Raw genomic sequence first — 21,198 nt, 5'->3', positions numbered from 1 at the left:
CGTCCTCGCGGCGGCGCCGCTCTGCACTACTCGGCGCCGGGCGGCGGTGCGCCGGCGGAACCGTAGGCCGTTGCTGGCGACGGCACCCCTTCACCCATGCCGACGGCATCATCGTCGGGCTCCGGCGCCGTGCGCCGCGGCTTGGGCTGCAAGGCACTGTCCGCACTGACCGGGCCGGCACGCGCCAGGGTGATCATCTCGCGCAGCCAGTTGACCAGCAGGCTGCTGTAGGCGCGCTGGCATTCCTCATCGGTCAGCCCGTGGTCGGCGCCCTTGATCACGCGGTAGGTCATCGAGTTGGCATGCACGCATGCGTCGACATAACTCATCACCGCGGCGTGCGGCACCACCTGGTCGTGCTCGGACTCGATCACCAGCACATCGCCGTTGAATTCCGCGCAGGCGCGCACGGCGCGGTTGTCTTCCGGCGGGACCACGCTGCGCCGGTACGCCACCAGGTCCTGTTCGCGGTGCAGCTGGCGCTTGGGCAGCTCCCAGCCGGAATCCATGTACAGCGCCGGCGCGCGGAACCCCATCCACCGCACCGGGCGCATCGTGCTCAGCAGCGCCGCGAGGTAGCCTCCGTAGCTGCTGCCTACCACCGCGATGGCGTTGCGGTCGACTTCCGGCTGCCGTACCAGCGTGTCATACGCGGCGACTACGTCGGCCAGGTTGCGCATGCGGGTGACGGTCTCGTATTGCGACTTGGTGCCGGCGTGGCCGGTCAGGTCGAAGGTCAGGCAGACGCAGCCCAGGCCCGCGACCTTGCGCGCGCGCGCCAGGTATTGCTGCTGGCTGCCGCCCCAGCCGTGCACAAACAGCACGCCGGGCAATCTGGTCTCGGGACTGATCAGGGTGCCGGCAATGGTGCCGCCCTCGCTCTGAATCTGCAGCAGTTCTTCATGGGTTGCCATGGGAATCGGGCTCCAGCCTTGCGTACTTGGTGAGGGGACCGACGTGGCGGTCCTCTCCCTGGAAATAGATCACGGCGTCGGCGGGCACCGGCACGTTGGCGCCGTACACCTCGCGCGTGGACGCCACCACCTGGTTTCGGTCCGGATCGTCCTGCAGCGCCGCCAGCGCCGCCAGCTCGGCACCCGTGGCGCCGCCTACGCGCCATGACTGCTCGAGCACGCCGCCAAGGATCTGCTCGCGGTCGGCGTCGGGGCCCGCGGCCGGGCCAAAGGCCACGTCGTAGTTGCAGCGCGTCAGCATCATGCCGCCATAGCAGCCCAGCGCGGCGTCGTGGTACACCATCGCCGCGCGCACCGCGGCCAGCGTGCGCGCGTCGAACGGCTGCTGCAGCAGCGCGTCGAAGCCGCCGCGCACCACCGTCAGCGTCGAACCGCCGTAGACCTGCTGGCCACGGTTGTTCTCCGTCAGCCCCTGCGTGCCGCAATAGCTGGCGCGCAGTCCCGCCAGTTCCACCTGGCCGACGCTATAGGTCTGCGGCGCGTCCAGGTCACGCTCCACCACGATGCCGTGGGCTTCCACCACTGCATCGGGCATGGCGGCCAGCGCTTCGTCGAGCGCGCGCTCGCTGTCGACCACGCACTGGCCCAGCCCGCCGATGCCGCATGGCTCCTTCAGCCGGACCGGACCCAGTGCCAGCAGGCGCTTTCCGGCCGTGCGCGCATCGGCCATGGTGAACGCAGTGAAGCCCGGCAGGGTCGCGCCGACCACGCGCTGCACGAAGGCTTCGCTCCAGCCTTCGGGAGCGGCGGCGCCGGGCTCGACCAGCCCATGCGTGATCGCCTTGGTGGCGACGAACGCGTAAGGCACCACGCCGCCGAACAGGTCACCCTCCCCATGCACGCCGATGCGCGTGGCAAGCTCCTGCCCGATCAGCGTCTGCGCGGGCACGAGGTAGGGACGCGGCCGGTCGGACGCGGCTTCATCGTAGGCGCCTGCGTAGCCGATCCCCACGATCTCTGCCACCTTGCGCGCGATATTGGCCATGGTGGTGCCAAGGTGGCTGTCGGGCTGCCCGAGTGAATCGCAGCCGTACACCATGACCGCGCGGGACGCAGCGGCGGCCGGTCCCATCTGCTTGCGCTTGCTTGCCTTGTTCGGATCGGACACGGGAGGCTCCTTGCTCGATAACGTGGTTGGCGCGACGGGTTCACGGCGTGCGGCAGGCATCCAGCATGAGCATGCGTACCGCGGTCCGGTGCTGCGGGTTATGGACTGGCCTCGGCGGTGGCATGCGCATCGGCGCCGCTGCCACCGTCCTCGGGGCGGATCTGCCGCGAGGCGCGGGCGTGCTGCTTGGCCGCGTGGTTCTCGCGCGCCTCGTCCAGTGAATGGCTCATCTTGACGCCATCTTCCTTGTCGGCCAGCTCGGCCAGGTGGCGGTAGAAAGTCACCAGCTGCCGCAGCTCTTCCTCGTCGAGGTCCTCGATCGAGACCAGCATGTTGCTGGCTTCCCGGTGCGAGGCCAGCAGTTCGTTGAGCTTGAGGTGGACCGCCACCGCATCCTTGTTCTGGCTCTGCTGGATCAGGAACACCATCAGGAAGGTGACGATGGTGGTGCCGGTATTGATGACCAGTTGCCACGTCTCAGAGAAACCGAACATGGGGCCGGTGATGGCCCAGGCGGCCACCACGCCCACCGCGAGCACGAACGCAGTAGGAGAGCCGGCATGGCGCGTGGCGGCGCCCGCGAACCGGTCAAACGCGTGCAGTACGCTGGCATGCGTGCCGGACGTTGGCCGATGACCGACGCCAGGCAGGATTGGGCTGGACTTGCTCATCGTTGCGCTCCTCGATCGCGCTTGCTCGTTCGCGCTGTTGCCTGTGCGCCGGCGCGGCGGCATGCTGATTTCATTGTATGGAGTGCATGGGGCCGATGTGCAGCGGGCGCAGTCCTACAACGCGCGCAGCACTTGCCTGGCATGCCGTGGCATACGGCTGGCGTTTCTGCATCGCGCGGCGCGCAACGCCGGTGGTCGGTCGCGCGGGAATGCTTCTTGCGCCGGACATGGCTTTCTGTCGAGGAGCCGAGATGAACCAGAATGCCCCTTCCCCTTCCCCTTCCCCTTCCCCATCCGCCGACGACGAAGCGCTGCGCGTGGCGGTGCGCGCCGAGATCGCCGCGGCGTTCGACGGCCGCTTTCCCGACGGCGTGACGCTCGACGTCGCGGATCGCCGGGTCACCGTGCGGGGCTGCGTGGAGGATGTCGACACCGCGCAGCGCATCGAGAAGGCCGCGGCGGTCAGCGCCGGCGTGCTGGGCGTACACAACGCGCTGTCGTTGCGCCACGAACCGCGGCCCGGGACGCCGGCCCAGCCGGAGGACAGCGGCATGCAAGCCGACCCATCGCAGCGCCCATCCGGGCAGATCAACCACAAGGTCTGACGCCACACGGTCTGACTCCCGAAAAAAGAGGCGCCGGATGGAATCCGGCGCCTCGTTCCTCGCTCAGTGGCACACCGCTTTCTCCCGGGTCAGCCCCACGGATCGTAGCGGTCCGCTTCCCAGTAAGGCGAAATGCCGTAGTACTGGTGGATGCTGGTGGCCCACTGCGAATCGGCCATGCTTGGCCAGTGGTCCTTGTCAAACCCGGGCGCGGCCTTGAGCCGGTCTTTCTCGACGCCGAGCACGAAGCACTTGCGGCGCGTGTCCAGCGTCAGCGCGGACCATGGCAGCGCAAACAGCTTCTCGCCAATGCCGAGGAAGCCGCCCATCGCCATCACCGCATACGCGACGCGCCCGCCCAGGACATCGATCATGATGTGGTCGATGGTGCCGATGTCGTCGCCCGCGGGGTCAACCACCTTGTTGCCCTCGAGCGTATCGGCGGCCATCACGAACGGGCCAGGCCCCGGGGAATTGCGGTCGATGCCGCCGACGATCGATGCGCCGCGCGGCTGCTCGCCAGGGGATTCAGGTTGGACTTGGGTCATGGACACCTCCGTTTGGGGTTGGCTGCAACAAGTCGCTGCAAAAAGTCATTCTGTCCGGGGCCGGCTGCCCTGGCCCTGGCGGCGCACATCGGCCGGCACCGGCGGCACCAGCGGGTCGAAATCCACCCAGCGGCCGTCGAGCCATTGCCCGTCGGCACGCTCCACGTCCTGCGCGCCGCCCTGGCGCAGCAGGTCCGCGACCGCGGCGGTATCGCCGCTGGGAACGTGCGCGGCCAGCAGCACGCCGGCGTTGCGCACCGGCGGCTGTCCGGTCACCGGATTGCTCCGCGCATCGCGCGCCAGCGCCAGCGCGCCCGCGAGCGAACCGAGATACGCGCCCAGGCCCACGGCAAACACCAGCACCAGGATCGACAGCGGCGGCACGGCGGACAGCGCCGAGACCAGCATGGCGCCCACGGCAGCACCCACCGCGGCGCCGATCACCACGCCGGCAATGGCACCAACGCCAGACTTGCGCGCACCGGCATCGGCGGCATGGTCTCCACCCAACGCATACGCCGCGTGCTGCCCCGGCGGATTGACGTAGAACAGGCTGAGGTCCTGGTCCGCGAAACCGCGTGCCTTGAGATGGCTGGCAACGGATTCTGCGGTACTGAAGCTGTCGAATCGACCTGCGACGATAGCAGTCATGCTGGCTCCATTTCTTGTTGATCGGAATCGCGCATCGGCTGCGCCCACGCTGCGGGCACGGCGATTACTGCGGCCACACTAGCCGCCACACAAGCGGCCACACTAGCGGCCACACTAGCGGCCGCGCGCGCTGCCCTTGCGCTGGCCTGCCGGCTTGGCCCCCACGGGCTGCTGCTCGCTGCCGCGCTTGAGCTTCCAGTCGACATCGTCACGCGCGGTCTGCATCTTCTTTTCGGCATGCATGGCGGCGCTCGGCGAGATCGGATCGCTGGCCGGGAACGTCATCTCCAACGAGTCGTCGACGGCGGCCTGGTAGGTCCTGGCCTCCTTGCCGCGCTGGGGCTTGTCCGTGCCCATGCCGGACCTGGCTCCGCCGGGACGGGACGCGGTGCCGGACTTGCCGGGCTTGTCGGGCTTGCCGGCGGCGGCGCTGGCACGCATGGCCTGCGGCTTGTCAGCCTTGGAGGCGGCCTTGGCTGCAGGGCGGGCCACGGTCTTCGCGGCTGACTTTGCAGCTGGCTTCGCCGCCTTGGCGGCGGGCTTCGCTGCCGGCTTTGCCGCTGGCTTTGCGGCGCTCTTGGCGGCAGGCTTCGCGGCGGGCTTGGTGGCTGGCTTGGCAGCGGGCTTGGCGGCCGCTCGCGCGCCCGGCTTGGCCATGGATTTTGCGGTGGATGCCGAGGATTTCGCGCCGGACGGCTTGCGGGCAACCTGCGCGGCCTTGTCGGACTTGCGGCTGGCGTTAGGCATGGTTGTTCCCTCCTTGGTTGAGTGACTGACCCATGCAAAGGCCGGGCCAGACTGCGCGACGCGCCGCGTGCCGGCCAAACGCCGCGCCGGGCCCGCCACCGGCGCGCAACTGCCCCCAAGACTGGCGCCCGACCGGGGCGCACAGCGCCTTACATGCCGGTAAAAACTACATCGTCAGGCAAAGGATGGAAGATGCGCGCAACGCGCGGCAGAGGCGGAAAGGGGGACGGGGCGGGAGACGGGGCGGGGGACGGGGCGCGCCCCGTCACGCCATGGCGGGCTGGCGCGGGAACCTGACGGCGATGCAGACGCTGAGCTTGTCGGCTTCGCAGCCCTCGCTTTCGGCGCTGAGCAGGGCGCCATGCATCTCGACCATGCGCCGCGTGAGCAGCAGCGCGGTGCTCTGCCGCGGCGGCATGGCGCCGTCGCCAGCGGGCCTGCGGCCGAAGAAGTCGGTCAGCGCCGCCAGCCGGCTGGCGCTGCGCTGCTGGTCCAGCGGTGGGCTCTCGGTGATGCGCAGCTTCACGTGGGCGGGCTCGCCGACCAGATGCATCGCCACCGAGCCCCCCGCCGGCGCGCGCCAGATGCAGTGCACCAGCAGGTGCCGCAGCAACGGGATCAGGCGGGTTGCATCGCCGTCGATGCCATACGCGCCATCGCCGGCGCCGTCGGTGGTGACGGGGGCCAGCAGCACCCCACGCGCCTCGGCGGCCGGGCGGCGGTCGGTAATGGCCTGCGCGGCTGCATCGAGCAGGTCGACGTGCTGCCAGCTCGGCACGTGCTCGTCCGCCAGCAGGCGCACCGATTCCTCCATTTCCTCGATCAGCGCCAGCTGCTGCTGGGTGCCGGCGCGGATGCCGTCGAGCGCGCGCTGCGCCGGGGCCGGCGCCGCATCGAAGGCGCGGTCCAGCACGTAGGCCCAGCTCTGGATGGCATTGAGCGATGAACGCAGGTCATGGGCCGACTGCTCGATCAGCGTGCTGACTTCCTGCACCGCGCGCACCGCGGCTGCCGCTGCATCGGTGGAAAGGTCGTCAGGAGCGTCCCGCTTGTTGTCCGGTGGCTGCGGTTGCGTCATGGTCGGATGGGGTCTGGTGTGCCAGGTTGGCTGCTGGACGTGGAAGCAAGAAACGTGCTGCGCGCAGCGCTGGGGAGGCCAGCCCGCATGTCGTCCGAGGCCAGTCAACCGGTCGCGGAGGATCCCGTGTCATTGCGCGAGGCGCGCAGCCACTCGGGCAGCTCCCCGCGGGCGGCATAATCTTCCAGCCGGTTGTACAAAGTCTTCAAGCTGATGCCGAGGATCTCGGCAGCATGCTTCTTGACGCCGGCGCACTGCTCCAGCGTGGCGAAGATCAGCTGGCGGTCGGCATCGGCCAGCGACATGCCCACCGGCACCGACACCACCGCCGCGCCCGGAGCCTGCGTGGCCGCCACCTGCAACGGCACCTGCACTTCGGTGATGAGATCCTCGTCGGCCATGATAAAGGCGCGCTGCACGAAATTGCGCAGTTCGCGCACATTGCCCGGCCAGGCATGCAGGCGCAGGCTGTCGAGCACGTTGGGCGCGAAGCGCCGCTGCGTGCCCTGCTCGCCATTGAGCTGGTCCAGCATCAGGTTGGCGATCTGGATCACGTCGTCGCCGCGCGCGCGCAACGGCGGCAGCTCCACCGGGAACACGTTCAGGCGGTGGAACAGGTCGGCGCGCAGCTTGCCGTCGGCCACGGCCTCTTCCGGGTTGCGGTTGGTGGCGGCCAGCACGCGCACGTCGGCATGGCATTCGCGGTTGGTGCCCACGCGCATGAAGGTGCCGGTCTCCAGCACGCGCAGCAGCTTGACCTGCAGTTCGGCCGGCATCTCGGTGATTTCGTCCAGGAACAGCGTGCCGCCGTCGGCGCGCTCGAAATAGCCCTTGTGCTGGCGGTCGGCGCCGGTAAAGCTGCCGCGTTCATGGCCAAACATCTCGCTCTCGATCAGCGTGGGCGAGATCGCGCCGCAATTGACCGCGAGGAAAGGCTGGCGGCGCCGCGACGACAGCTCATGCACGGTCTGCGCGGCCAGTTCCTTGCCCGTGCCGCTCTCGCCGATCAGCAGCACCGTTGCTTCGGTGGGCGCAACGCGCGCGAGCTGGTCATAGACCGACTGCATCACCTCCGAACTGCCCATCAGCCGGCCGAAGCGCCCGTAGCGGCGCAGTTCGCCGCGCAGCGAATGGATTTCTGCGCGCAGTTCGCCGGTGGTGGCCAGGCGCTTGAGCACGGTCTGCAGCCGTGCCACGTTGATCGGCTTGACCAGGTAATCGGTAGCACCGGCGCGCAGCGCGTCGACCGCGCTTTCAACGCTGGCATAACCGGTGGTCAGGATCACTTCGACGCCGGAAGCGCCAACCTCGTCGAACAGCTCCATGCCGTTGCCGTCAGGCAGGCGCAGGTCAGCGACGATTGCGTCCGGCATGTGCCAGCCAAACTGCAGGCGGGCTTCGCGCAGGCTGCCGGCGGTGGCGGAGGTGAAACCTTCCATGGCGACGATTTCCGCCAGCGCGGCACATGCGTTTTCATCGTCATCGACAATCAGGATGTGGGGCATACGATCCGTCAGTGAGACTTAATGGAAACTTCTGCGAAACCAGCAAAAACACCTGTCTGATTCCCCGTCCGGCACCAGGTACCGCAGCCGCCGCTGCGCGCCATGCGAAGCGCGGCAAGGCAGCCAATGCCAGGCAGTTCAGGACAGGGGCGGCACGGTTCCGACTGCGTACTGCCAGTCCACTGCGTAATGCAAGTCTAAGCGGGGCCTGACGTGGTGGTTGCCGGTGTCTGTCTGACACAGCTGTCGGAACTTTCCGCGCAGGACCGCGCGGCTATGGCAAGGCCCTGTGGCAAAGGCTAGCATAGGAACTTCCCACCTTCCCCCCTTTCCACACGTGAAGCTCGCCCAGCCCTGCCTTCGACCGTGCCAGTGACCACCACACCTCCGCGGCGCGCCAGCGCCGTCCCCGCCTCCACTCGCCAGGGCACGCTTTCCCCAGCGGCCGGAGAAGGTGCGCCGCGCCGCGCCGTACCCTCGCAGGTCTCGCTGCTGTGGGAAAGTACCGCGCCGGTCATGCAGCGTTTGATGGCGCAGGTGGAGCGGGTGGCGCCCACCGATGTCACCATGCTTGCGGTGGGGGAAAGCGGCTCGGGCAAGGAGGTGGTGGCCCGCGCCGTGCATGAGCGCAGCGCGCGGCGCAACGGCCCCTTCATCGCCGTCAACTGCGGCGCGATCCAGCCGACGCTGATCGAGTCGGAGCTGTTCGGGCACGAGAAAGGCGGATTTACCGGCGCGATCGAGCAGAAGGCGGGGTACTTCGAGCAGGCGCAGGGCGGCACCCTGTTCCTTGACGAAGTCACCGAAATGCCGCTGGAGATGCAGATCAAATTGTTGCGGGTTCTGGAAAGCCGCACCTTCCACCGCGTCGGCGGGGATACGCTGATCGTCACCGATGTGCGCATCCTGGCCGCCACCAACCGCGACCCGGTCGACGCCGTGCGCACGGGCCAGCTGCGCGAAGACCTGCTGTACCGGCTGGCCGTGTTCCCCCTGCATATTCCGCCACTGCGCGAGCGCCCGGACGATATCGTGCCGCTGGCCCGGCATTTCCTCGCCGAATACAACGCGATGGAACACGCCGACAAGGCCTTCTCGGCGGCTTCGCTGGAGCGGCTGGTGCGCTATGACTGGCCGGGCAACGTGCGCGAGCTGAAGAACGCGGTCTACCGCGCCTTTATCCTCGCCGACAAGATGGTCGAGATCGGCAATCCCAACCTCGCCACGCAGCCGCCGCGGCCCACCACCGTGGATGGCGTGGTCAACGTGCGCGTGGGCACCACGCTGGCCGATACCCAGCGCGAGATCATCATGGCCACGCTGGCGCGCTTCGACGGCGACAAGCGCCAGGCGGCGCGCGCCCTCGGCATCAGCCTGAAGACGCTGTACAACCGCCTGGACGCGTACCGCTCGCTTTAGGACAGCCGGTTCAGGACGGCGCCGTGCGACCGGCGGGCGGATCGGCCAGCGCGCGCGACAGTGCATCGATCGCCAGCGGCTTGGTCAGGTGCGCATGGAAACCGGCCAGCTTGCTGCGCCGCTGGTCTTCCGGGGTACCGCGCCCGGTCAGCGCCAGGAAGCGTACGTCCGCGCCGCACGTCTGGCGCAACGCCTGCAGGACCTCATAGCCCGACATGTCGGGCATCTCCAGATCGAGCAGCACGCAGTCGGGGCGGAAGCTGACCGCCAGCGCCAGCGCCTGGTGGCCGCCATGGGCCGCGCGCGCATCGTGGCCGAGCATGCTCAGCAGTTCGGCCATGCTGTCGGCGGAATCGGCATTGTCGTCGACCACCAGTACGCGCCGCCGTGGCGCCGTTCCCTGCGCTGGCGCGGCGGCTTCGCGGCGCGGCGCGCCGGAGCGCGGCAGGATCACGGTGAAGGTGCTGCCCTTGCCGGGCCCGGCGCTGTCGGCCTGGACCGCGCCGCCGTGCGCTTCGACCACGGCCTTGGCCAGCGCCAGCCCGACGCCGAGCCCGCTGCGGCTGCTCTCGGCTTCCTGCGAGAACAGGTTGAAGATCCGGTCCAGCGCCGCGGGCTGCAGGCCGCGTCCGGTATCGGAGACGGTTGTCACCACGCGCGCAGGCTCGACCTGGACCCGCACGCTGACGGTGCCGCCGCGCGGGGTGTACTTGGTGGCGTTGCTGAGCAGGTTCAGCAGCACCTGTCCCAGCCGGTTGGCGTCGGCGCGCACGTGGGGCGAGGCTGCGGGCAGCTCCGCCACCAGCTGCTGGCCAGCGGCTTCGAGCACCGGCCGGATCGCTTCCAGGCTGGTGCTGACCACGTCGTTGTACGCGGTCGGCGTCAGTTCCATCTTCAACTTGCCCGCGGTCACCCGGCCGACATCGAGCAGGTCGTTGACCAGACGTTCGAGCTGGCGCAGCTGCCGGTCGATGATCGCGGCGCAATGGCGGATGCGGGTATCGGCATCCGGCGTCAGCGCGATTACTTCGACCGCGTTGCGCACCGGAGCCAGCGGGTTGCGCAGTTCGTGCCCGAGGATGGCAAGGAACGATTGCAGGCGCCGGTTGCCGGATTCGAGCAGCTCCAGGCGCAGTGCGTCGCTGATATCGCGCGCGGTCCAGATCAGCCCGACCGGGCAGGCCGCGGCATCGCGCACCAGCACCATGCGGGTCTGGCAGCGCACGATCGTGCCATCCTGGCGGGCCAGGCGCTCGTCGCCGGCCCACTGGCCGCAGGCGCGCGCGGCTTCCAGCGCAAGACGGTCGCGCCCGGCGGCTGCATCCGGGCCGGTGTACAGCAGCGCCAGCGGCTTGCCGATCGCGTCAGCCTCCGCATATCCCGTCACGGCCTGCGCGCCGACGTTCCAGCTGCGGATGGTGCCATCCAGTTCCAGCTCGCAGACCGCGGTGCCGGGCAGGTTGTCGGCCAGCAGTTGGAGGCGCGACTCGGCCAGCCGCACATGATCGGCCGCGGCATCCTGGACGGTGGTATCGCGGCACGCCACCACGAAGCCGCCGGCGATCGCATGCATGACACAGGCGGCCTGCAGCTGGCTGCCGTCCCGCCGCACGCGCCAGCCCCGGTCGCGCGCGCTGCCGGCCCGCGCGGCGGCCTGCTGCCATTGCTGCGGCAGCCCGGCAGCGACGTCGTCGGCGCGATGCAGGCAGGAAAAATGGTGGCCGGCGATGTCTTCCACGCGGTGGCCGAACACGCGCCGAGCGGCCTCGGGCCATGCGACGATGAGGCCGTCGGCATCCGTTTCGAACACCGCGACGTCCTCGACCGCATCCAGCAGGCGCCGGTATTGCTCAGCCGTCGGCTGCCCCGCTTGCGCGGTGGGCACTCCTTCCGCATCTGCCAGATGTGGCGCGCGGGCACCTTTCGCCGCTAGCGGCTCCGACATGGGCACACCCTGTGTGGTTGTGGACGAACATGGCAGGCCGTCCACGACCGCGGATGCGAACGCCCGGCATGCCACCAAGCCCGGCACATGGCACGGCTAAATGCCCGCCAGCGGCGGGCATGCAGAACCATGATAGGTGTTAGTGGCACGGATCGCGACCGCAGCCATACCGCACGCCTGATCCGCGCACGCGCGCACGTCTCACGCGCACTCTCACGCGCACGCCACGCGCGCGCTGGCCGTGGCGCGCCGGACGGCTAGCGGCCCCGGCGCAGCTGGACCATCGCCGCCACCGCGGCGGACGCCCCGACCACCAGCGCGGTGGCCAGTATCGGATACCGGGCCGTGGTCGTATAGGGACATGACTGCAGCGCGGTGCGCGTGCCGCTGCGCTCCTGCAGTCCGCTGCCACTGCCATACAGCGCGTTGTCCTCGAGCGGGCCGGCCGGGTGGCGCGTCTGCTGGGCACGGCCCATGAAACGGCGCATGAAGCGGTCAAAGGTATGCGGTGTGTGATACGCCGCCGCGGAGAAGGCCTTGGCCGCGCCGCCGACGAAGAGGTCGCGGCGCGGGTTCTCGGCGGCGAACAGGATCGCATCGGCGGCCAGCGCCGGATCGTACAGCGGCGGCGGCAGGCGCGGCTCGACATCGAGGAAGTTCTTGGCATGCATGGCCAGCGGGGTTTCCAGGCCGGCGGGCTTGATCAGCGTGACGCTCACCGGCGCCTGCTCCTGCTCCAGTTCCAGCCGCAGCGAATCGGTAAAGCCCTTGATCGCGTGCTGCGAGGCCGCGTAGGCGCTCTGCAGGGGCAGCGGCCCGTCGGAGGCCTCGCTGCCCATGTTGATGATGGTGCCGCCGCATTCGCGCAGGTGCGCGGCCGCCGCCAGCGAGCCATGCACGGTGCCCCAGTAGTTGGTGTCGAACAGCCGCCGCTGGTCTTCCAGCGGCACGTCGCCGTGGCGGCCGAAGATCGTCACGCCGGCGTTGTTGATCCACGTGTCGAAGCTGCCGAAGCGCTCGATCGCGGCCTGCGCGACCTTCGCGACGTCTTCGTGGCGGCCCACATCGGCGGTGATGGTGATGACTTCGGCACCCTGCTCGCGCAACTCTTCGGCGAGCTTGTGCAGCGAATCCTCGCTGCGCGCGACCAGCACCAGCCGCGCACCGCGCGCCGCGGCCTTGCGCGCGGTGATCAACCCCACGCCGCTGGTAGCGCCGGTCAGCACGATCACCTGCGAGCCGATTTTCTTCAGGGTCGGTTTCATCTGCCGCTTCCTCCTCGGGGATAGTCCCGGCACCGCGCCGGACTTAGCGTTAACAATAGCCCTTCGCAAATTACGTTCCTGTTTGCGACGGCTTTGCTTCGGCTTCACGCCGGTTACGCGCCGGTTACGCGTCGGCCTGCGCGCGCCCGGACGTGCCCGGTCCGGGGCGGATGTTCGGCAGATTTACAACGTCCGGTAAGAACCACATGCCGGCCGCCGGCCCTGGGCGAACAGGGCGCCATCCTGCCCTGCTGTAGGACGGGCGCCGATTTCGGCCGCGCCATGTGCTGCCTAAGCTGGATGCATCTTCCCGCAACCGGCGACAGCCATGGCCAAGACGACGCGACAGGAATCCGGCGACGGCCGTACCGCGGCAAAGCGCACCGCCGCGCGCAGCGGCACCTCTGCCCGCAAGCGCTCGCCGCCGGCGGCGCGCAAGGCCGGCGTGGTTGCTCGCAAGCGCAGTCCGGCCAGCGCCGCGCTGGACAAATACCACCGCATGCGCGACTTCGGCGCCACGCCGGAGCCCAGCGGTGCCGCTGCCCGCGCGCGTGGAGCGCCGCGCAAGCGCGCCGGCGAGCTGTCGTTCGTGATCCAGAAGCATGCGGCGCGGCAGCTGCACTACGACTTCCGGCTCGAACTCGGCGGCACGCTGAAAAGCTGGGCCGTGCCCAAGGGCCCGAGCCTGGATCCGGCCGACAAGCGCATGGCAGTCCACGTCGAAGACCATCCGATGGACTACGCCGGCTTCGAGGGCGTCATCCCCGCGGGGCACTACGGCGCGGGCACGGTGATCGTCTGGGACCGCGGCACCTGGGTGCCGGTCGGCGACCCCGACGCCGGCTACCGCGACGGCAAGCTCAAGTTCGAGCTGCGCGGCGAGAAGCTGCATGGCCACTGGACGCTGGTGCGGATGCGCGGCAGCCGGCAGAAGGCGCAGGACGCCTGGCTGCTGATCAAGGAACGCGACGACGCCGCGATGCCGGCTTCGGCGTTCGACGTGGTCGAAGCCCTGCCCGACAGCGTGCTGGGCGGGACGGCGCGCAAGCCCAAAGGTGCCACCAAGGCCGCCAGCCCGGCGCCGAAGAAGGCGAAGGCCAGTGCCGGCAAGAAGGCCGCCGCCGCTGGCTCCGCCAAGGCGCTGAAGCCGCCGACCGGCGCGCCGCGCGCGGCGTTGCCGCTGGCGCTGGCGCCGCAGCTGGCCACGCTGGTCGACAAGCCTCCTGCTGACGCAGCGGCCTGGCGCTACGAGATCAAGTTCGACGGCTACCGGGTGCTGGCGCGCATCGACGGCAAGGACGTGCGGCTGTTCACGCGCCAGGGCAATGACTGGACCGCGAAGCTGCGCGCGCTGGCGCGCGACGTCGGCGCACTCGGGCTGCCAGACGGCTGGCTCGACGGCGAGATCGTGGTGCTCGGCAAGCATGGCGAGACCGATTTCCAGGCCTTGCAGAACGCATTCGATACCGCGCACGCCGAGGCGATCCAGTACTTCGTGTTCGACCTGCCCTTCTATGCCGGCCATGACCTGCGCAAGGTGCCGCTGGTCGAGCGCCGCGCGCTGCTGCGGCATATCTTTGCCGGCAATACCGCGCCGCGGCTGCAGTTCAGCGAGGACTTCGAGGCCGCGCCCGACGAGATGCTCGACGCCGCCTGCCGCATGAAGCTCGAAGGCGTGATCGGCAAGCGCGCCGATTCCAGCTACGTCAGCGCGCGCAGCAACACCTGGATCAAGCTCAAGTGCACCTTGCGCCAGGAGTTCGTGGTGGCGGGCTTTACCGATCCCAAGGGCAGCCGCACCGGCATCGGCTCGCTGCTGCTGGGCGTGCATGACAGCGGCGGCCGGCTGCGCTACGCCGGCAATGTCGGCACCGGCTTCGACACCCGTACACTCGACGAACTGCGCGCGCAACTTGACGCGCTGCGCGCCGGTACGTCGCCGTTCGCTCCTGTGCCGGCGGGTGTGAAGGGGCACTGGGTGCGGCCCAAGCTGGTGGCCGAGGTGTCGTTTGGCAGCTGGACGCGCGAAGGACGCGTGCGCCATGCCGTGTTCCACGGGCTGCGCACCGACAAGCCGGCGGGCACGGTCTCGGTGGAGAAGCCGGCTGCACCGGCCGGCAAGGGGACGAAGACGGGGACAGCTGCGGCGAAGGGGGCGGAGAAGAAAACAGCGGCGAAGAAGACAGTGGCGAAGACAGCGGCAGCGAAGAAGACACCCGCAAGGCGCGCAGCCAGGACCGCTTCGAAGAGCGCCGACAAAGCCCCGGCAAGATCCGCGACAGAAACCGCGGCAGAAACAGAAACCGCATCAAAAGCCAGCGCCCACGGCAGGCAGCCCACCGCGCTCGGCGGAAAGGTCAGGATCAGCCATGCCGAACGGGTGATCGACACCGACTCCGGGCTGACCAAGGGCGACCTGGTGCGGTATTACGAGCAGGCTGCGCCACTGATGCTGCCGCACCTGCGCGGCCGCCCGATCGCGATGGTGCGCGCGCCTGCCGGGGTCGGCGGCGAACAGTTCTTCCAGCGCCATGGCGACACGCTGCGCGTCGACGGTATCAACATCCTGGACCCGTCGCTGTGGCCGGGACACCCCGCGCTGCTGGAGATCGTGTCGGCCGAGGGGCTCGTCTCCGCGGCCCAGCTCAACGTGGTCGAGTTCCACACCTGGAACGCCAGCAAGCGCAGCCTCGACCGGCCCAACCGCATCATCTTCGACCTGGACCCCGGCGAAGGCGTGCCCTGGGACCATATGCAGGAGGCCGCCGCGCTGATGAAGGCACTGCTCGACGAGCTTGGCCTGGCCAGCTTCCTGAAGACCAGCGGCGGCAAGGGGCTGCACGTGGTGGTGCCGATCACGCCGCGCGCCGGCTGGGACGAGGTCAAGGATTTCGCCCTGGACGTGGTGCGCCATGTTGCCGCCACCATCCCGCAGCGCTTCGTCGCCAAGAGCGGGGCGCGCAACCGCGTAGGGAAGATTTTCATCGATTACCTGCGCAATGGTGTCGGCGCGACCACGGTCGCGGCGTTTTCTGCACGCGCGCGCCCGGGGCTCGGCGTATCGATCCCGGTCTCGTGGGAAGAACTCGATACGCTAAAGAGCGCGGCGCAATGGACCGTCGCCAACGTGGGCGCGCGGCTGCAGGCCTTGCAGGCCGACGATCCGTGGGCCGGCTATGCCAGCGTGCGGCAGGCGATCACGCGCGCCGCGGCGCGGCTCGGGCGCGCAGGTTGAGCCGCGCCGCGGCACATTTCTTGCCCCGATTCCATAGACAGCCGGCGTGAGCGCCGCGCCGCAACCTACGGAGAGACCGCAATGATCCACCTCAGCATTCCCGGTACGATCCGCGCCGCTGGCACCGGCACCGGCAGCAGCACCGGCGCGCCGCGCGGCCGGCGCGAGCTGCGCCGCCTGCTGGTTTCCTGCGCCATGCTGTCGTTCGCCGCCGCGCCGGTGCAGGCGCGCCTGCCGGCACCCACGCCCGAGCAGCAGCAGGCAGCTGAAGCCAAGAAGGCCAAGGAGGCGGAAACGGCCAAGCAGCAGGCCGAGGCCCTGACGCGCGTGCAAGACCAGCTGGCCACGCGCTTCGGCAAGGGTGCCACGGCAACGGGCGCCACCGAACCCGGAAAGGTCCCGCAGAAGGCTGCCGAAGCTCCTGGTTCTACAGGCCCGCACGGCGGCACCTCGCCAAGTGCCGAGGCACACAGCGGCGAGGCCGCGCGCCGCTAAGGCCGAGGCGGCGGCCAGATGCCGACCTGATGCCGACCTGATGCCGCCACCGCGCCCGGGATGCCGGCGCGCGAGCCCGGCACGCCTCTTGCCACGGCGAAGCGGAACGGCCTCATCGAAGGCCCGTGGATAAGCCGCCACAAAGGGGGAATGCAATGGACCACTTCTGCATGCGTGTAATAACTACAATCGAGACGTCACCTGGCTTGGCAAGATTTGCAAACCCGGCCCAAGGGCCGGTGCACCTTTACCTGTTTCCGAACCCGCCGCGCGCATGTGCGGCCGCGATCGGCTCCGGACGTGCGCATCCGCGCGCGTCAGCGTGACACCATGAGCCCGCAAGCCAATCGCGCCGCGCTGATCCTCAACGTCGAGGACCGCGAGGGCCCGCGCTACGTCAAGAGCCGCATCCTGCATCGGGGCGAGTTTTCCGTGATCGAGGCGGCCACCGGCCAGTCGGCCCTGGCACTCGTGCGCCAGCATGCGCCGGCGCTGGTGCTGCTGTCGTCGCGCCTGCCAGATATCAGCGGCCTGGAGGTGTGCCGGCTGATCAAGGACGACCCGCAGATCGCGCGCACCCTGGTGCTGCTGACATCGCCCGGCGTGGCCCAGGCGCGCCAGCGGGTCGAGGCGCTGAACTGCGGCGCCGACGGCTACCTGGTCGAACCCGCCGAGCCCGAGGAAGTGCTGTCGAGCATCCAGGCACTGCTGCGGCTGCGTGGGGCTGAAGACGCCTACCACCGCACCACGCAGGCACTGCACGACAACGAAGACCTGTTCCGGCAGCTGGCCGAGTCGCTGGCCGACGTGGTCTGGATCCTCGATCCGGCAGCCCGGCAGCTGCTGTTCGTCAGCCCGTCGTTCGAGGCGCTGTGGGGCCATCGCGCAGAAGACGTGATGGAAGACCCCCGCCGCTGCCTTGACCGCCTGGTCCCCGCCGACCGCCCGCGCGTCGAGGCCGCGCTCGCCAGCATGATGAGCGACGGGCGAATGGATATCGAATTCCAGATGACTCGGCCGGATGGCCAGCTGCGCGAGATCCGCGCGCGCGCCTTCCCGGTGCACGGCGCATGGCAGACAGTCGCGCGCGCCAATGCCGGCGATGTCCGGCCGATGCGCATTGCCGGCATCTGCCAGGACGTGACGCTGCAGAACCGCGCGGGACGCACGCTGCGCGACGAAGAACAGCGCAAGGACCAGTTCCTGGCCATGCTCGCGCATGAGTTGCGCAACCCGCTTGCGCCGCTGCGCAGCGCCGCCGACATGCTGCAGCAGCTGTCGCCGTCGCGCGAGGACATGTTCCGCGCGCGCGACATCATCGGGCGCCAGTTGCACCACCTGACCCGGCTGGTCGACGAGCTGCTCGATATCTCGCGCTTCAACCAGGGCCGCATTACGCTGCGGCAGGATCTGGTGGAACTGCGCGCCGCGCTCAATACCGCGGTGGAAGCCGTGCGGCCGGAGATCGACACGTACCGCCACACGCTGCGCCTGTCGCTGCCCGAGCAACCGCTGCCGGTGCGCGGCGACCTGGTGCGACTGACGCAGATCTTCAGCAACCTGCTGCACAACGCCGCAGCCTACACGCCCGCCGGCGGCCAGATCACGGTCGATGCCACGCTCGACGACGACCCGGCCGGCGCCGAGGCGGGCGGCTACGTCTCGGTACGCGTGCGCGACAACGGCACCGGACTGTCCGAGGCGCTGCAGCGGCTGCTGTTCGACCCGCTGGCCCCGCACGATCCCGCCGCCAGTGCGCCTGTCGGCACCAACAGCGGCAACGACAGCGGCAACGACAGTGGCAACGACACCGGCACCGCGCCCCGCAACGCCTTCCCGCACGACGGGCCCGGCATCGGCCTGACGCTGGTGCAGAAGCTGGTCATCCTGCATGGCGGCACGATCCGCGCCGCCAGTCCGGGTCCCGGCCAGGGCAGCACCTTCACCGTCAGGCTGCCGGTCGAGCCGTGGCACAAGTGGCACCCCGGCACCGGCAAGGGCGCGGCGCGCAGCGGCGTGCCGCGGCGGATCATGGTGGTGGACGACAATGCCGACGCGCTTGAAGCCATGACCATGACGCTGCAGAGCATGGGCCACACCGTGGTGACCGCGCCGGACGGACCCACCGCCGTCGCGCGCGCCACGGAGGCACGCCCGGAAGTCGTGCTGCTGGATCTCGGCATGCCGGCCATGGACGGCTTCGAGACCGCGCGCCGGCTGCGCGCTCTGCCCGAGATGCGCGGCGCCACGCTGGTCGCATTGACCGGCTTCGGCCAGCCCGACGACCGCCGGCGCGCGATGGAAGCCGGCTTCGACCAGCACCTGGTCAAGCCCGCCGACCTGGAGGCGCTGACGCGCCTGCTGGATACTCTGGGCGAGGCCCATGCGTAGCCATGCCGGCCCGCCATCAACCCTGACAAGGAGCCTACGTGCATACCACGCCCGACCCCGAACTGCCCCCGCGAGAGCCGGAAATCCCGCCGCCCGAGCCGCCGCCGGGCCCGCCTGAACCGGTCTCCGACCCGCCACCGGGCGACCAGCCGCCACCGCCGCCGCAACGCGCGCGCGGCAAAGGAGCCGTTACGTGTCCCGCATCATCTGGAAAGGCGCCATTACCTTTGGCCTCGTCAATATCCCGGTAGTCCTGCGGCCCGCATCGCGCAGCCAGACCCTGGACCTGGACCTGCTGGACGCGCGCGACATGGCACCGGTGGGCTACCAGCGCATCAACAAGAGCACCGGCAAGCCGGTCGACAAGGAGCACATCGTCAAGGGCTATCAGTACGCCAAGGACGAGTACGTGCTGCTGAACGACGAGGACTTCCGCCAGGCCAATGTCGAGGCCACGCAGACGGTCGACATCGTCAGCTTCGTCGACGCGCAGAGCATTCCGCCCTACTACTTCGACACGCCCTATTACCTTGAGCCCGACAAGCGCGGCGATCGCGGCTATGCGCTGCTGCATGCGACCATGCGGCGCACCGGCCGCGCCGCGCTCGCGCTGGTGGTGCTGCGCAACCGCCAGCACCTGGCGGCAATGCTGGTGCACGACAACGCGCTGGTGCTCAATACCATGCGCTTCGCCGACGAGGTGCTGCCGATCTCCGACCTGCGCCTGCCGAAGGCGTCAAGCGCCAAGGGCACCGGCGCCCATGCGCGCGAGATCGAGATGGCAACCAAGCTGGTCAAGGACATGACCGAGGACTGGAAGCCGGAGCAGTACCGCGACACCTATCGCGATGACATGATGGCGCGCATCGACGAGAAAGTGGAGTCCGGCAAGACGCACCAGCTGACCCAGCCTACCGAGGACGAAGAGGCGCCGCGCCGCAGCGCCAAGGTCATCGACATGGTGGCGCTGCTGCGCAAGAGCCTGGGCGAGCGCGGCAAGGGCGACGAGGGCAAGGGCCGTAGCCGCGCAAAGGCGGCAGAGGAATCCGAATCGGCGGAGGAAGCCGACGACGACAGCGCCAGCGAAAGGCCGGGCCGGCGCAAGACGCCTGCGCGCCATACCGCGGCGAACAAGGCGACCCAGAAGGCGGCAAAGAAGGCAACGGCTAAGCGGACCACGGCCAAGCGCGCTACCGCGGCCAAGCATGCGCCGGCCAAGTCGCATGCGAAGCCGCCTGCCAAATCACATGCCGTGGCGCGCAAGAGCGCCGGTGCGACACGCCGCAAGGCGGCCTGATCAGCACTGCATGACTGGGAATTCGGCTGGAAAACCGCGGCTGGAAAACCGCGGCTGGAAAAGCGGCCGGTGGCGCCGGTCTCCTGCGGCCCGCAGAAGCAGGGGCACAGGAGACCGGCGCGCCGGCCGCGCGCCCTCAGCGCGTCGAAACCTTCAGGTTGTCGTTCACCGAAGCCACCCCCTCGACACTGCGGATCGCATCCAGCGCGAGGTCATGCTGTTGCTGGCTTGGCACCGTGCCGCCCACCTCGACCGTGCCGTTCTTCGTCTTGACGTGGATACCGGTCGACTTGAGATCCTTGGTGGTCAGCAGCTTGGTCTTGATCCTGGTGGTGATGGCGCCATCCTCGACCGCCTGCTTGGCCTTGTCGGCATTCATGTCGGCGCTGGTGCCGCGATCGGCGTCAGGGCGGCCCGGCATGCCGGGCGCGGAATTCACCGGCGCCACCGGCATATTGTCGGCCGCGACGAACACCAGGCCGCTCTTGTCGAGGGCCTGCGCGCTGCCGGCAGCCGCCGCCAGCGCCGCGGCCACGCAGGCCAGCTTGAGGCTGCGCGCGGAGTATCGGGTAGATCGCATGGCTGTGTCTCCTGGTCAGGGTTCCAGCGCGTTCTCCGCGATGCGCTGCCTGGCAACGCGGGACCACTGGCATCTGTCAGTCCGCAAACTCCGTACCCGCGTGTTCGCCAAACGCCACGCCGTTCGCGCGGCGGCATGGGCGTGTAAATCGGGGCGCCTGTTGTAAAAGCGGGCACCTGCGCCGGGTGCAGCATGCGGCAGCGCCCGCCACGGCAAGCCGGTTGCCGACGCCGGCGCGGTTGGCATGGCGATTGCGATACCGGGAATGCGGCAGTCCGCCGCGTCAAGGAGACTAGCAATGGGACAGCAGCAACAGCCGGGTCAATCGCAGTCGGGCCAAAAGCAGCAGGACAAGCAGCAGGAACAGCAATCTGGCCAACGCGGCGGCCAACAATCCGACATGGAAAAACAACAAGGCGGTGGTCAAATGGGTAACCAGGACCGCGGCCAAGGCCAGCAGCAACAACAGGATCGCGGCAGCTCGCAACCGGGCCAGCAAAGCGGTCAACGCAGTGGCCAACAAGGCGGCCAGGGTGGCCAACAAGGTGGTCAGGGCGGCCAGCAAGGCGGACAACGCCAGCAATAACTTCAGTCGTCAGCTCGCCTGCTGACATAGAGGCAGCTATCCGGGTATGTGCGGCAGCAACATGCGGTGCGGCCGCAGGGGCATACGCCGGAACTTGA

At 69.2% G+C, this 21,198-nt stretch carries 18 protein-coding genes; 6 read left to right on the top strand and 12 right to left on the bottom strand.

What is annotated here, in order from left to right; translation table 11 throughout:
- Positions 1-26: 26 nt before the first annotated feature.
- The 3 genes from LPA45_RS27120 to LPA45_RS27110 all read right to left on the bottom strand — a co-directional run bounded on the left by LPA45_RS27120 (position 27) and on the right by LPA45_RS27110 (position 2,753).
- Positions 27-914, bottom strand: coding sequence for a S9 family peptidase (locus LPA45_RS27120; protein ID WP_116319019.1), 888 nt, complete (start codon positions 912-914; stop codon positions 27-29).
- The gene (locus tag LPA45_RS27115; protein ID WP_116319020.1) at positions 901-2,082 is read right to left on the bottom strand and encodes a DUF3182 family protein; all 1,182 of its coding nucleotides are present in this window, start codon (positions 2,080-2,082) and stop codon (positions 901-903) included. The genes LPA45_RS27120 and LPA45_RS27115 overlap by 14 nt, the downstream gene beginning before the upstream one ends.
- A gap of 98 nt (positions 2,083-2,180) precedes the next feature.
- Positions 2,181-2,753, bottom strand: coding sequence for a low affinity iron permease family protein (locus LPA45_RS27110; protein ID WP_233528090.1), 573 nt, complete (start codon positions 2,751-2,753; stop codon positions 2,181-2,183).
- A gap of 251 nt (positions 2,754-3,004) precedes the next feature.
- Here LPA45_RS27110 and LPA45_RS27105 point away from each other — a divergent pair, with 251 nt between their 5' ends.
- Positions 3,005-3,358 (top strand): BON domain-containing protein, encoded by a 354-nt coding sequence (locus tag LPA45_RS27105; protein ID WP_317922884.1) that lies wholly within the window; start codon positions 3,005-3,007, stop codon positions 3,356-3,358.
- Positions 3,359-3,447: 89 nt separating this feature from the next.
- On the opposite strand, the gene LPA45_RS27100 is transcribed toward LPA45_RS27105, so the two are convergent.
- The 5 genes from LPA45_RS27100 to LPA45_RS27080 form a co-directional block, all read right to left on the bottom strand.
- Positions 3,448-3,906, bottom strand: a complete 459-nt coding sequence (locus LPA45_RS27100; protein ID WP_116319022.1) for a PRC-barrel domain-containing protein — start codon at positions 3,904-3,906, stop codon at positions 3,448-3,450.
- A 45-nt stretch (positions 3,907-3,951) separates the two neighbouring features.
- Complete coding sequence (locus LPA45_RS27095) at positions 3,952-4,557, bottom strand: hypothetical protein (protein WP_317922885.1); 606 nt, start codon at positions 4,555-4,557, stop codon at positions 3,952-3,954.
- A gap of 114 nt (positions 4,558-4,671) precedes the next feature.
- Entirely contained in the window at positions 4,672-5,304 is a 633-nt protein-coding gene (locus LPA45_RS27090; protein WP_317922886.1) for a hypothetical protein, read from the bottom strand.
- A 265-nt stretch (positions 5,305-5,569) separates the two neighbouring features.
- Positions 5,570-6,382, bottom strand: a complete 813-nt coding sequence (locus LPA45_RS27085) for a sensor histidine kinase KdpD (protein ID WP_233528092.1) — start codon at positions 6,380-6,382, stop codon at positions 5,570-5,572.
- 104 nt (positions 6,383-6,486) lie between these two features.
- Entirely contained in the window at positions 6,487-7,887 is a 1,401-nt protein-coding gene (locus tag LPA45_RS27080) for a sigma-54 dependent transcriptional regulator (RefSeq protein WP_116319024.1), read from the bottom strand.
- Between the two features lie 366 nt (positions 7,888-8,253).
- On the opposite strand from LPA45_RS27080, the gene LPA45_RS27075 reads away from it, so the two are divergent.
- Positions 8,254-9,306: a sigma-54-dependent Fis family transcriptional regulator gene (locus tag LPA45_RS27075; RefSeq protein ID WP_116319025.1), complete on the top strand. Its 1,053-nt coding sequence runs from the start codon at positions 8,254-8,256 to the stop codon at positions 9,304-9,306.
- Between the two features lie 10 nt (positions 9,307-9,316).
- Here LPA45_RS27075 and LPA45_RS27070 read toward each other — a convergent pair whose 3' ends face one another.
- Together LPA45_RS27070 and LPA45_RS27065 are read right to left on the bottom strand one after the other, a co-directional pair.
- A complete protein-coding gene (locus LPA45_RS27070) occupies positions 9,317-11,191 on the bottom strand; it encodes an ATP-binding protein (protein WP_317922887.1) in 1,875 nt (624 codons plus the stop codon).
- A 317-nt stretch (positions 11,192-11,508) separates the two neighbouring features.
- Positions 11,509-12,516, bottom strand: coding sequence for an SDR family oxidoreductase (locus LPA45_RS27065; RefSeq protein WP_116319027.1), 1,008 nt, complete (start codon positions 12,514-12,516; stop codon positions 11,509-11,511).
- Positions 12,517-12,844: 328 nt separating this feature from the next.
- Between LPA45_RS27065 and ligD the strand changes: the two genes are divergently transcribed.
- From ligD to LPA45_RS27045, 4 genes are all read left to right on the top strand, one after another.
- Positions 12,845-15,751, top strand: a complete 2,907-nt coding sequence (ligD, locus tag LPA45_RS27060; protein ID WP_317922888.1) for a DNA ligase D — start codon at positions 12,845-12,847, stop codon at positions 15,749-15,751.
- Between the two features lie 81 nt (positions 15,752-15,832).
- Complete coding sequence (locus LPA45_RS27055; RefSeq protein WP_317922889.1) at positions 15,833-16,246, top strand: hypothetical protein; 414 nt, start codon at positions 15,833-15,835, stop codon at positions 16,244-16,246.
- Between the two features lie 330 nt (positions 16,247-16,576).
- Positions 16,577-18,637, top strand: coding sequence for a response regulator (locus LPA45_RS27050; protein WP_317922890.1), 2,061 nt, complete (start codon positions 16,577-16,579; stop codon positions 18,635-18,637).
- Between the two features lie 193 nt (positions 18,638-18,830).
- Positions 18,831-19,934 carry a Ku protein gene (locus LPA45_RS27045; RefSeq protein ID WP_317922891.1) on the top strand — a complete coding sequence of 368 codons (1,104 nt, stop codon included), beginning with the start codon at positions 18,831-18,833 and terminating at the stop codon, positions 19,932-19,934.
- A gap of 136 nt (positions 19,935-20,070) precedes the next feature.
- Here LPA45_RS27045 and LPA45_RS27040 read toward each other — a convergent pair whose 3' ends face one another.
- The gene (locus tag LPA45_RS27040) at positions 20,071-20,514 is read right to left on the bottom strand and encodes a BON domain-containing protein (RefSeq protein ID WP_317922892.1); all 444 of its coding nucleotides are present in this window, start codon (positions 20,512-20,514) and stop codon (positions 20,071-20,073) included.
- Positions 20,515-20,806: 292 nt separating this feature from the next.
- Positions 20,807-21,079: a hypothetical protein gene (locus LPA45_RS27035; protein WP_199414566.1), complete on the bottom strand. Its 273-nt coding sequence runs from the start codon at positions 21,077-21,079 to the stop codon at positions 20,807-20,809.
- Positions 21,080-21,198 lie beyond the last annotated feature (119 nt).

This window comes from Cupriavidus sp. Agwp_2 (genome assembly GCF_040784895.1).
Taxonomy (GTDB): Bacteria; Pseudomonadota; Gammaproteobacteria; order Burkholderiales; family Burkholderiaceae; genus Cupriavidus.
The sequence above is the reverse complement of the archived record's forward strand: the minus strand, read 5'-3'. Positions and strand labels throughout refer to the sequence as shown.